Below are 12,239 nucleotides of genomic sequence, written 5' to 3'. Positions count from 1 at the left end.
ATTTGAATTTCATTCATTTGTGAAGATTCGAAAACCTGCACAACTAAATTCACTACAAAAACTCAAAAACCTGATTTATTGTTTCTGTTTCGCCTTTTCAGCTAGACGCTTTTCCCAGAAAGTCGCATTTTTAATGCCTAATTTAACTGGATCAAAAGTGATTTCGCCACCGGCTTTCTTTTGATCTTCGTAATCACGTAAGCAGTTAAGGGCAGGTTTTGCGACAAAGAAAATAGCCAAAATACCGACAATGTTGATCCAGGCCATTAAGCCTACACCAATATCACCAATATTCCAGATATAACCAGAGCTGTTTACCATGCCGTAAGCAACCATAAACATGATGACTAGCTTAACAATAACCAGTGGAATATTGCCTTTGAAATAACGGTTTAAGTAAGCAACGTTCGTTTCAGCAATGTAGTAATAAGCAAGAATTGTAGTAAATGCGAAGAAGAATAAAGCAATACCAACGAATGCTTCACCAAAGCCACCAAATACGCTAAATAATGCCATTTGTGTGAAAGCAGCAGAGCCTACTTCTGTTGCAGCATCAACGTTTTGCACAATGAATTGACCTGCAGGTAACTCACCCACAATGTTGTATTGTTTAGTGATTAGAATCATTAACGCCGTTGCTGTACAAACAAAAATGGTATCAACATAAACAGAAAATGCTTGCACTAAGCCTTGTTGAGCTGGGTGATCAACTTCAGCAGCTGATGCTGCATGTGGACCCGTACCTTGGCCTGCTTCGTTTGAGTAAATACCACGTTTAACACCCCAACCAATAGCAGCACCAAAGCCTGCTTGCGCGGTGAATGCATCAGATAAGATCATTGAGAAGATACCTGGCACTTTATCTAGGTTTAAGAACACCACGATTAAAGCTAACACGATGTAACCTAGTGCCATAAATGGCACCACGATTTGTGTGAAGTTTGCGATACGTTTAATGCCACCAAAGATGATAAATGCAAGCACAATTAAGATGATTGCAAGCGCAACAAGCTTAAAGCTACCTACTTCACCAAAGCTGGTGCTAACCAATGTGCCTTCACCAAAAACTTGTGTGAATGCATTACCTACCGCATTCGCTTGAACGCCCGGAAGGAACACACCACAAGCAATAATCGCCGATACTGCAAATAATACGGCTAACCACTTTTGCTGTAAGCAGCGGTCGAAGTAAAATGCTGGACCACCGCGATATTGACCATCTTCTTCTGATTTATAAATCTGACCAAGAGTTGACTCGGCATACGCAGTACTTGCGCCAAGGAACGCAACTATCCACATCCAAAAAATCGCCCCAGGACCACCAAAGCCGATTGCTGCAGCAACCCCGGCAATATTACCGACACCTACACGGCCTGATAACGATACAGCAAGCGCTTGGAACGAAGAAATACCCGTATCTGAATTATTAGAGCTAAGCAATAATTTACACATTTCTTTAAAATGTCTAACTTGTGCGAATCGGGTTAAAACGGAATAAAACAGACCTGCACCTAAACATAAATAAATGAGTGCACTACTCCAAATTATGTCATTAACGGCGCTTACTAAAGCTTCCATGGATATCCTCTATGATTATATTTTTTATTGTTAGTTACGATACTCAGCGTGAGCTTGTGAGAATGCGCGACACGATGACTGTGAGAAATAAAAATGAGATTTTGTTACTTCACAGCTGAACATATTGAATATTAACTTAAACCCACCAAGTTTGTTAACAGTTAATTTTCAATATGCTAAATGTACCTACCTCGTTAACATTTGATGCATCCTGCTCTACACCGTCATTTTTCAGTCAACAGATACAATTACGGGCATCAGTTTTGCTGATGCCCGTAAGGTTCGTTATCTTAATTTATCAACCACGTTAACAATAGCCGCTAACGTATCTTGACCAAATTGATACGAGCGACGATCTGACCAGCCGTAATCTGGATCTGGTAAATCATCGTTATCTTTAAATGGCATCTCTACCGTGTAAGCTAATGCATTAAATTCATGCGCAACAGCAGAAGAACCGACAGTTAGGTTAGCCTGGCCCGGCTCATCTTTTGGATAACCATGTTCGTCTTGGAACTCAGGCGTCACAGTTAAAAGCGCAGCTTTAAAGCTATCTTCTAACTCTTTTAAGCGATCATCGTAGCCAGGGATACCTTCACTACCCGCAACAAAGTTATAAGGAATTGCCTCGTCACCATGAATATCTAAGTGCATATCAAGGCCCGTTTCACGCATTTTGTTAAGCACTAAGAAAACTTCAGGGCTATTTTCCATGCTCGGTGTTTGCCATTCACGGTTCAAGTTAACGCCTTTAGCGTTAGTACGTAGGTGACCACGCACACTGCCATCTGGGTTCATATTTGGCACGATGTAGAATACCGCTTTAGATAATAGTGCCGCTGCATGTGGGTCTTCATCATCAAGTAATTTATGAAGTAAACCTTCAACGTACCACTCAGCCATAGTTTCGCCTGGGTGCTGGCGCGCCGTGATCCAGATTTTTTTCTTCTCACTGCTAGGAATACCCACACGTAAAACACTCATGTCACGGCCATCAAGGGTTTCGCCTAATGTTTCTATTTCACAAGCATGCTGGCTTTGTGCCCATGCTAGTAAATCTAAGTGGCGGTCATAGCTGTATGGCGCAAAGTAAGCAAAGTACATGCTGCTACACTCAGGCTCAACTTCGAATGATAGCGTGCCGTTTGCGTACTCAGATGGTACACGGAACCAAGTTTGACGGTCGTATGATGCAACCGCATGATAACCTTCCCAGCCATCAGGGTATGCTGAGTTCTCTAGGTTATTAATGTGTAATTTATGGTTTTGAAACGCAGTTGTTTCAAGACGAAAGTGAAACCACTGGAAAAAATCAGACTGATTGTCTTTATTGATTTCTAATTGAATATTCAGTGGATCAACGGCTTCAATAACCTTGATATTACCACTGTCAAAATTGCTGGTGATTTTCATTCTATAAACCTATTGGTTAAAAATAATTCTTAGCTATTCGCTTGTTAGTTAAGAATTAAGTCAACGCTCTGTAGTTAGAACGTTTTGTTAGTAATATGGTGTAGACCCTTAACAGCCTATCACATGCTGAAAATTTGCAAAAACTTTCACGACTAAAAAAGCCAGCATAATGCTGGCTTCTAGATTCTTTATAACTTAGGTATTAGCGAGGTAAGCTTGGGAAAGTTACTTCAGCCATATCACGCATACAGCGTACTACCTGACAGCTATAACCAAACTCATTATCGTACCAAACGTAAAGTACAACGCGGTTGTCATCTACGATTGTCGCTTGTGAATCAACAACACCTGCGTAACGGCTACCTACTAAGTCAGTCGATACGATTTCAGTAGACGCTGTGTAATCGATTTGATCACGAAGGTCTGAATGAAGTGCTGTTTCACGTAAGAACGCATTTAGTTCTTCAACAGTTGTACCTTTTTCAAGATTTAAGTTCAAGATAGCCATTGATACGTTTGGCGTAGGAACACGGATAGCGTTACCAGTTAGTTTACCTTCAAGCTCAGGTAAAGCTTTAGAAACCGCTTTTGCAGCACCTGTTGAAGTGATAACCATGTTAAGTGCAGCAGCACGGCCACGACGCTCAGCTTTGTGGTAGTTATCAATTAAGTTTTGGTCATTTGTGTACGAGTGAACTGTTTCAACGTGACCGTTTTTGATACCAAACTTATCGTTAAGTGCTTTTAACGTAGGGGTAATAGCATTGGTTGTACAGCTTGCTGCACACACAATCTTATCTTCAGATTTGATATCTTGGTTGTTTACACCGTATACGATGTTTTTGATGTTGCCTTTAGCTGGTGCAGTTAATAATACTTTTGCTGCGCCTTTTGCTTCTAAGTGCTGGCCAAGGCCTGCTTCGTCTTTCCAGATACCTGTGTTATCAACAACAAGTGCATTCTCGATGCCGTAAGCTGTGTAATCAACTTCGCTAGGAGAGTTAGCATAGATAACTTGAATGTAGCTACCGTTAGCTTTAATTGCATTGCGCTCTTTATCAATTGTGATTGAGCCATTGAATGGACCGTGGATAGAGTCACGGCGAAGTAAGCTTGCACGCTTTTCTAAGTCGCCGTCTTTACCGCCACGTACAACGATTGCACGTAAACGTAGGTCTGCATAAGGACCTGACTTTTCGATTAATAGACGAGCTAATAAACGACCGATACGACCGAAACCGTATAACACAACATCACGTGGCTCTTTGCGCTCTGAGTTTGCGATTTCTGCTAGTTCGTCAGTTAAGTATTCTTCAACTGAGCGACCTTTCGCAGCATCGTTAAACAAATAACCATACGCTAGTTTACCAATATCGATACGTGCTGAGTTTAAGTCCATTTTGCTAATTGCTTCTAAGAAAGGGAAGCTTTCACGTAAACGTAGTTTTGTACCTTCAAACTGAGCAACTGTTTTGTGTGCTTTGATGATATCGATTGTACTGGCATTAACGAGAGGACGGCCATATACAGCGATTTCGATACCACGATTACGGTAAAGTCTACCAATAATAGGTTGCATACTTTCTGCGTAATCTTGACGTTCTTGCCAGCTGCTTGTGTATTCTAACTCGTGAGATGAGGTCATTTTTTTTACCTAATTAAACAATTTTGAACGGATAGCCTTAAAAAATGTGTTGTGATTTGAGAGCAACACATCTCAGGCATGGGTATTCTAATTTAAACTCGAACGATTCTCCACTGTTACAGAACAAATCATTGCGCTAGAATAAAGTAGTACAAATTAAGTAGAGGTTAAGGAATGTTATTAAGAGCAAGCGTGTTGCTTGGTTTATTGGCATTAGCAGGCTGTGAAGATCCGCTTACACTAGCGAAAGTGTGCGACGAAACACCTGGCTTCTGCAGTGATTTAAATAAAGATAGTCACTGCAAAGAGCAACGTGCCGAGGTCATCATTCAACGTTATGTTGAATATAAGTCACCAACAGACGAAAACAAATACCAATTATTAAAGGATTTTGAGAAATACGATCAATGTGTGTCGCTTGCCGCCAAGATTGAGCACATAAAACTAAAAGAAAAAACCACGTCTCGTGTTGAAGGTCATTTAACAAGCATCAAAGAAATGACTCGAATTTTTCAAGATACCAAAAATACTGACCACCCAGGTTTATTGTATTACCATTGGTCGCGTAATAACGACCAATCTGCGTTAACTAAATTGCTCGCCCTGGAAGAAAAGCAAGATAAACGGGTGACTGAAGATGCCGAAATGCAGTTTTTCTTGGCAAGCTACTACGTGAAGTTTGATGATGAAAAAACCATTGATTTGCTCTACAAAACGCTAGAGCTAAATAAAGCAGGTGAAGCACCCAACCCTGAGATCTACCCTACTCTTGTGAGCTTATTCTACAAACATGAAAAGTATAAGCATGCCTACACCTTTGCACGTGTAGCACAATTATCAGGGTATGAAGATGTCGATATATTACCTATTGAGCATCAACTCGCTGCCGCAGGCAAAAGCCTAGACAGCTTAGATGATTTAGCACAAAAAACTTACGACAGTATCCAAGAAGGAAGCTTCGTATCACCACGCGGGTTTTGATAATTCCAACTCGCTAATGTGCAGTGCTCAGACAAATAAAAAAGGCAGCTAACGCTGCCTTTTCTTATTTTGCTTTGCTTGTACCAACTTCTACACGAGTTTTTAGCTTTTGACCTGGTCTAAAAGTCACAACTCGGCGCGCCGAAATAGGAATATCTTCACCTGTTTTCGGATTGCGGCCTGGACGTTCTTTCTTATCTCGAAGATCAAAGTTACCAAATCCAGAGAGCTTAACCTGCTCGCCTTTTTCTAGCGCTGAGCGGATTTCTTCAAAAAACGCTTCAACTAAATCTTTGGCATCTTTTTTATTGATCCCGAGTTTTTCAAATAGGTGTTCAGCTATGTCGGCTTTAGTAAGCGCCATATCTAGTCCCTCAACGATGCGTTAAATTGTTCGGCCAGTGCGGCCACCACATTATCAACTACTTGATTGATATCTTTCTCTTCGAGCGTTCTATCAACCGCTTGCAGTGTTAGAGCAATCGCCAAACTCTTATAATTTGGCTCAATACCTTTGCCCTTATACACATCGAATAAGTTTAGGTCAACCAATTGATTTCCGCCAACTTTTTCTATGACATTTAAAATATCGCCAGATTTTACGTGATCTTCCACTAAAATCGCGATATCACGGCGGTTTGACGGGAATTTCGACACTGCCACTGCTTCTGGTAATTTTCTTTTTTCTAGTGCAGACATTTCGATTTCAAACACAAATGCTGTGTTGTTGATATCTAGTGACTTTTGCACTTGTGGGTGCACTGCACCAAAGAAACCTACTTTTTTACCATCAACATAAATAACGGCTGATTGGCCTGGATGTAAGCCATCAGACTGCTCTGCTTTTATCTCAAAGCGTGATGAATCGTTACTAATTGCTAAAAGTGCTTCAACATCACCTTTTAAGTCATAGAAATCAACGCTACGCTTTTCTTGAACCCAATGTTCACCGTGTGCAAGACCAGAGATTACACCACCAATAACAGCCACTTGGTTTACACCGTTTTCAGCATTTTCGTCACGTAAGAATTTTAAGCCGTGCTCAAATAAACGTACACGTGGTTGCTGACGGTTTTGATTATAAACTAATGACGCTAATAAACCCGGCATTAAGCTAACACGCATTGCTGACATTTCAACAGAAATTGGGTGTGGTAATACAAGCGCATCACTTTGCGGGTGTAAAATTGCTTGTGCTTTTGGATCAACAAAGCTGTACGTAATTGCTTCTTGGTAACCACGAGTTACAAGCGTATTGCGGAATTTAGTGACCGCAACATGAGACTCGTCATGGTTAGTCATTTTTAATTTAGCAGTTGGTGCAACGTTAGGAATACTGTTATAGCCGTAAACACGCGCAACTTCTTCAATTAAATCTTCTTCGATACGAATATCAAAGCGATAGCTAGGTACGTCAGCACTCCATACACCATCAACAATTTTCACGTCTAAACCTAAACGCGTTAGGATGTCAGTTACTTTTGCATCATCAATGTGATGGCCAATTACACGGTCTAAACGCTCACGACGTAAACGCACTTCTGTTACTTTTGGTAATTTTTCAGTTGCGACTGCTTCAACAACAGGGCCTGCTTCACCACCAACAATCTCAAGAAGTAATGCTGTCGCACGTTCCATTGCATCTTTTTGCAGTGCAAAATCGACACCACGCTCGTAACGGTGTGACGCATCAGTGTGTAAACCGTAGCTACGTGCTTGACCCGCAATAGCGACAGGGTTAAAGAACGCACTTTCTAACAAAATGTCTGATGTTGCTTCAGTTACACCTGATTTTTCACCACCAAAAATACCTGCAATAGCAAGCGCTTTGTTATGATCAGCAATTACAAGCGTAGATTCGTTTAGTTTAGCTGTGTTGCCATCTAACAGAACTAACTCTTCACCCGCATTTGCGCTACGTACTTTAATACCACCTTCAATCGCATTTAAATCAAATGCGTGCATTGGGTGACCTAGCTCTAATAACACGTAGTTTGTTACATCAACAACAGGGTCAATTGAGCGAATACCACTGCGACGAAGTTTTTCTACCATCCAAAGTGGTGTTTCTGCATCAAGGTTAATACCTTTGATCACACGACCTAAATAACGAGGACACGCTTCATCATTCACAAGCTCAATTGATACTTTGTCTTCAATCGTCGCCGCAACAGGTGCGATTTCAAGTGTGTTTACATCAACACTGTTAAGTACGCCTACTTCACGCGCTAGACCTTTAATACCTAAACAGTCACCACGGTTTGGTGTTAAATCAACATCTATAATGTTGTCGTCTAGGCTTAAATACTCACGTAAATCAGTACCGATTGGTGCATCACTTGGTAATTCCATGATGCCATCACCTTCTTCGCTGATACCTAACTCAACGAATGCGCACAGCATACCGTGTGAAGGTTGACCACGAAGTTTGGCTTTTTTAATTTTGAAGTCGCCAGGTAATACAGCGCCAACTGTCGCAACAGCTACTTTTAAACCTTGACGACAGTTAGGTGCACCACACACGATATCAAGTAGCTCATCACCACCTACGTTTACTTTAGTTACACGTAATTTATCAGCGTCTGGGTGTTGACCACACTCAACAACTTCACCAACAACAACGCCTGTGAACTCTGCTGCTGCAGGCTCAACACCGTCAACTTCAAGACCAGCCATTGATAACTGTTCCGAAAGAGCCTGTGTGTCGATTGCTGGGTTAACCCACTCTCTTAACCACTTTTCACTAAATTTCATTTTATATCTTCACTCTTAACGGAACTGGTTTAGGAATTTTAAATCGTTTTCGAAAAATGCACGTAAGTCGTTTACGCCGTAACGCAACATAGTCAAGCGCTCTACACCCATACCGAATGCGAAGCCTGTGTATTTTTCTGGATCAATACCCACTGATTTAAGAACGTTAGGGTGAACCATGCCACAGCCTAATACCTCTAACCACTTGCCGTTTTTACCCATAACATCAACCTCAGCTGATGGTTCAGTAAATGGGAAGTAAGAAGGACGGAAACGAATTTCCATATCTTCTTCAAAGAAGTTACGTAAGAAGTCGTGCAGAATACCTTTTAACTCAGTGAAGCTTACATCTGTATCAACCATTAAGCCTTCCACTTGGTGGAACATTGGCGTGTGTGTTTGGTCATAATCGTTACGATAAACACGACCTGGTGAAATGATACGTAGTGGTGGCTGCTCAGTTTCCATAGTACGGATTTGTACGCCACTAGTTTGTGTACGTAACACAAGCTTAGGGTTGAAATAGAAAGTATCGTGATCAGCTCGCGCTGGGTGGTGCTCAGGAATATTTAGCGCATCGAAGTTATGAAAATCATCTTCAACTTCAGGACCTGATTTAACCGCAAAACCTAACTCACCAAAAAAGCTTTCAATACGTTCAATAGTACGAGTTACTGGGTGTAAGCCACCTGTTGGCATAACACGACCCGGTAAAGTTACGTCGATCGTTTCTGCAGCTAGTTTCTCTTCAAGAGCCTTACTTGCTAGTAACTCACGCTTTTCGTTAATGGCTGTTTGTACTTCTTGTTTTGCTTGGTTAATCACTTGACCCGCTTCTTTACGCTCTTCAGGGGCAATCTTGCCTAGCGTTTTAAGTAAGCTGGTGATTTCACCTTTTTTACCAAGGTAATTAACCCTGATATCTTCTAGTTGCGCGATTTCATTCGCACTGGCAACTGCCTCAAGTGCTTGCGCTAAAATATTTTCTAAGTTCATTGAGTACCTGGTCTTTCACAGAAGGATTTTTGTAATAGCTAATGATAACTGAAAGCAAGGACTAGATTCTAGCCCTACTAAAGCTTTAACGTTGATTTTATAAAAGGAATTGTTAATTTTCTTTGTGCAGCCATTGAGGCATGGTCAAGTTTGTCTAAAACGTCTAATAATGCACGCATATCGCGGCTTAATCGCGTTAATAAAAAGCGCGCACATTCATCAGTTAGTTCAAGGCCGCGCATATGAGCACGGCGTACGAGGGCTTCGGCTTTATCATCATCGCTCATTGAGCGAATTTGTAATGTTGTGCCCCACTTCAAACGCGATACTAAATCCGGTAGGTTTATATGCAACATGTCAGGTAATAAATCAGCTGTGACCACAAGGTATTTGCCTGGCTCGTTAAAGCGATTGAAAAAATTAAATAACCCTTTTTCCCATGCATCGTTCCCTGCCACTAAGTGCACGTCATCAATACATAACACATCAAGATTTTCCAGACCTTCAAGCACAACAGGACCATAATCAATCACTTCACGCATTGAAAGTAACATGGTTGATAAACCGCGCTCTTGGGCATGAATACAGGTCGCGTACAATAGGTGGGATTTACCAGAATCACCTAAACCGCATAAGTAGGTATATTGAAATTTATTACTGAGCTTTGTGAAAGCATCTTTAAGGTGACTCACTTCAAGAGAGTTTTCGCCACCAAAATAAGAAGTAAATGTTTCATCATCAGGCAAAGTAACTGGCAATGCCATTTGCATTGGTTCTTGCACTTCGATTAAAGCCCCTGCCACTGATATTCAAGCTCATCTTTATTGACCACTTGATAAAAATCACGCGGGTCCTGATACGCTTTAAAGGCACTATCAAGTTCTAACGCTTTTCTAAAATCATTCATGCTGCCAGTGTGATTAACTATAAATTGTACGGTATCAGGCGTACGTACAGATATTACAGCGCGAGTAACAACACTTAAGCTTTCTAAACGGCGTTTAGCAAATTCAATATCAACAAAGTTATTAATACCTTTAAGATAGAAGGTTGCTGTCGCAAGTTGGCCAATCATTGTTGGATCAATGGCATATTCTGCTGCTAAACCACCCGCTAAACTGTCAATCATATCTGCAACAATTTGCTGCTTATCACCCATCAAACGATTGGTATCAAATAATTCTGCATTAGTAAAACGCCAATCTAGGATCCAGGTTTCTGAATCAGCTTGTTGGTACATTCTTGCAGTAATACTGCGCTCTGCACTATAACGACTCGATGCACGCTCTACTGGCTCAGAGAAATTACCCCACACTTCTGGGATACCAACAATAGCGCGGTCTTGTAAATCAAGTAATGGCACAACCACAGGTAAACCACGACGACCTGCTTTGTCGTATATAAGCTGCTCAAGCTGCGGATAAGACTCTTGGGTAACCAGTTCACGGCGCCAGTTATCTTCAATGCCTAACCAGATAGCCACTAAAGGACGACGCGTGCCCCACAATGGCAAGCCTAGATCTTTGATTAATGCATTAATCTTATTGGCTTCAAATTTAACAACCAGATTTAAACTGCCATCAGCTTTTTCGTCATATTCGAATTTGAGCATGTAATCTGAAATGTCGCGCGTGCGCTGTTTAACAACAGGGTTTTGATCTGCGCTTGTATCACCACTCACTTTCACCAGCACATTTAGCAGTGCTTCACGGCTTGCTGCCAAACGAGCATCACGTGATTTGTCTGCAACTTTAAGAGTATCTTGATATAAATTAGTCACCTCAACAGCGAAAGTTGAAGCACTCGAAAATAATAATAATAAACAAATAAGTAATCTAGACACAGGCCATTAGTTCTTGCTTTTAAACTGATTTGATCCTAAATCAAAGCCATAAACAAAGCAAAGTTAATTTAATGAACGGTAGCTGAGCGAGTTCGTGAGTTACGAGAGTAAAGTTAGCGAGTTTGAAAGGGGAAAGTTAGCGAGGGGAAAGTTTGAGGGTCTGGCGTAGGTTGGGTAGAGCGTTGCGAAACCCAACACATCACAGAGCTATCAGCTTTCAGCCGTCAGCGATCAGCCGCGCAGTGTGGGTTTTTGGGTAATAGTCTCCCTCTGCCGAAGCTTCTAGGCTCTAGGCTCTAGGCTCTAGGCAAAGTGTACTTGTAGGAATGACTTTAGCCGTGAATGTGTTTGTTATGGTCTAGATTCGGCACTGAAGTGCCTCCTACGGCGCTTTGTTGCTGAGGGTGACTCTGTACTAAACAACCCCGCAGTTCAAATTTACCCTTGCTAACTAGCAACTCGCTAACTCGTGTTGGGTTTCGCTGCGCTCTACCCAACCTACCTAGAGAATGAACAGGATGAGCTTAGAATGACTCTGTACTAAACAACCCCACAGTTCAACTTTACCCTTGCTAACTAGCAACTCGCTAACTCATGTTGGGTTTCGCTCCGCTCTACCCAACCTACCTGAAGAATAAATAGGGCACGTTGTGTGGATAGCTCAAAACGCAAAAAAGCCCGACTCTTTCGAATCGGGCTTTCTCTTATTTGGAGCCTGGCGATGACCTACTTTCACATAGCAGCTGCTACACTATCATCGGCGCTGTTTCGTTTCACTACTGAGTTCGGCATGGGGTCAGGTGGGTCCAAAACGCTATTGTCACCAAGCAAATTTGGTTTAATTCGCTCATCTGAGCAAATTAATAAATCTGGAAATCTGATATTTTCTTACAGCTTAAAGCTTATGGCTTACAGCTTCGTAAAATCTACTTTAGTGTCTTAACTTCTGTCTGTTACGCTGTCATAAAACGCGTTTGGCGTTGTATGGTTAAGCCTCACGGGTAATTAGTACAGGTTAGCTTAATGGCT

The 12,239-nt window shown here is 41.6% G+C and carries 9 protein-coding genes and 1 rRNA gene; 1 reads left to right on the top strand and 9 read right to left on the bottom strand.

Going from position 1 to position 12,239, the window contains the following annotated elements:
• Window positions 1-75: 75 nt before the first annotated feature.
• From HUS61_RS00055 to HUS61_RS00045, 3 genes are all read right to left on the bottom strand, one after another.
• Window positions 76-1,578 carry a sodium:alanine symporter family protein gene (locus HUS61_RS00055; protein ID WP_054561212.1) on the bottom strand — a complete coding sequence of 501 codons (1,503 nt, stop codon included), beginning with the start codon at window positions 1,576-1,578 and terminating at the stop codon, window positions 76-78.
• Between the two features lie 285 nt (window positions 1,579-1,863).
• The gene (locus HUS61_RS00050) at window positions 1,864-2,991 is read right to left on the bottom strand and encodes a carboxypeptidase family protein (RefSeq protein ID WP_175080759.1); all 1,128 of its coding nucleotides are present in this window, start codon (window positions 2,989-2,991) and stop codon (window positions 1,864-1,866) included.
• Window positions 2,992-3,193: 202 nt separating this feature from the next.
• Window positions 3,194-4,636 (bottom strand): glyceraldehyde-3-phosphate dehydrogenase, encoded by a 1,443-nt coding sequence (locus HUS61_RS00045; protein ID WP_054561210.1) that lies wholly within the window; start codon window positions 4,634-4,636, stop codon window positions 3,194-3,196.
• 174 nt (window positions 4,637-4,810) lie between these two features.
• Here HUS61_RS00045 and HUS61_RS00040 point away from each other — a divergent pair, with 174 nt between their 5' ends.
• The gene (locus tag HUS61_RS00040) at window positions 4,811-5,617 is read left to right on the top strand and encodes a DUF2989 domain-containing protein (RefSeq protein WP_055021158.1); all 807 of its coding nucleotides are present in this window, start codon (window positions 4,811-4,813) and stop codon (window positions 5,615-5,617) included.
• 64 nt (window positions 5,618-5,681) lie between these two features.
• On the opposite strand, the gene ihfA is transcribed toward HUS61_RS00040, so the two are convergent.
• The 6 genes from ihfA to rrf form a co-directional block, all read right to left on the bottom strand.
• Entirely contained in the window at window positions 5,682-5,981 is a 300-nt protein-coding gene (gene ihfA, locus HUS61_RS00035) for an integration host factor subunit alpha (protein WP_002960690.1), read from the bottom strand.
• Between the two features lie 2 nt (window positions 5,982-5,983).
• Window positions 5,984-8,371: a phenylalanine--tRNA ligase subunit beta gene (pheT, locus tag HUS61_RS00030; protein WP_175081733.1), complete on the bottom strand. Its 2,388-nt coding sequence runs from the start codon at window positions 8,369-8,371 to the stop codon at window positions 5,984-5,986.
• Between the two features lie 15 nt (window positions 8,372-8,386).
• On the bottom strand, window positions 8,387-9,367 hold the full coding sequence (gene pheS / locus HUS61_RS00025; RefSeq protein ID WP_054552893.1) for a phenylalanine--tRNA ligase subunit alpha: 981 nt from the start codon (window positions 9,365-9,367) through the stop codon (window positions 8,387-8,389).
• A gap of 77 nt (window positions 9,368-9,444) precedes the next feature.
• Complete coding sequence (hda, locus tag HUS61_RS00020; protein WP_171037157.1) at window positions 9,445-10,155, bottom strand: DnaA regulatory inactivator Hda; 711 nt, start codon at window positions 10,153-10,155, stop codon at window positions 9,445-9,447.
• Window positions 10,155-11,210, bottom strand: a complete 1,056-nt coding sequence (locus HUS61_RS00015; protein ID WP_175081732.1) for a DUF2066 domain-containing protein — start codon at window positions 11,208-11,210, stop codon at window positions 10,155-10,157. The genes hda and HUS61_RS00015 overlap by 1 nt, the downstream gene beginning before the upstream one ends.
• 713 nt (window positions 11,211-11,923) lie before the next feature.
• Window positions 11,924-12,038: ribosomal RNA gene (gene rrf, locus HUS61_RS00010) — 5S ribosomal RNA — on the bottom strand.
• Window positions 12,039-12,239: the final 201 nt, after the last annotated feature.

Origin of the sequence: Pseudoalteromonas sp. 0802 (assembly GCF_013350085.1) — a bacterium.
Taxonomy (GTDB): domain Bacteria; phylum Pseudomonadota; class Gammaproteobacteria; order Enterobacterales; family Alteromonadaceae; genus Pseudoalteromonas.
This window is presented reverse-complemented; position numbering and strand designations above follow the sequence as displayed.

Bases quoted from the DNA above. Each gene is read 5' to 3' on its own strand.
- pheT (WP_175081733.1), bottom strand. From the start codon at position 8,371: ATGAAATTTAGTGAAAAGTGGTTAAGAGAGTGGGTTAACCCAGCAATC.
- pheS (WP_054552893.1), bottom strand. From the start codon at position 9,367: ATGAACTTAGAAAATATTTTAGCGCAAGCACTTGAGGCAGTTGCCAGT.
- HUS61_RS00045 (WP_054561210.1), bottom strand. From the start codon at position 4,636: ATGACCTCATCTCACGAGTTAGAATACACAAGCAGCTGGCAAGAACGT.
- ihfA (WP_002960690.1), bottom strand. From the start codon at position 5,981: ATGGCGCTTACTAAAGCCGACATAGCTGAACACCTATTTGAAAAACTC.
- HUS61_RS00040 (WP_055021158.1), top strand. From the start codon at position 4,811: ATGTTATTAAGAGCAAGCGTGTTGCTTGGTTTATTGGCATTAGCAGGC.
- HUS61_RS00050 (WP_175080759.1), bottom strand. From the start codon at position 2,991: ATGAAAATCACCAGCAATTTTGACAGTGGTAATATCAAGGTTATTGAA.
- HUS61_RS00055 (WP_054561212.1), bottom strand. From the start codon at position 1,578: ATGGAAGCTTTAGTAAGCGCCGTTAATGACATAATTTGGAGTAGTGCA.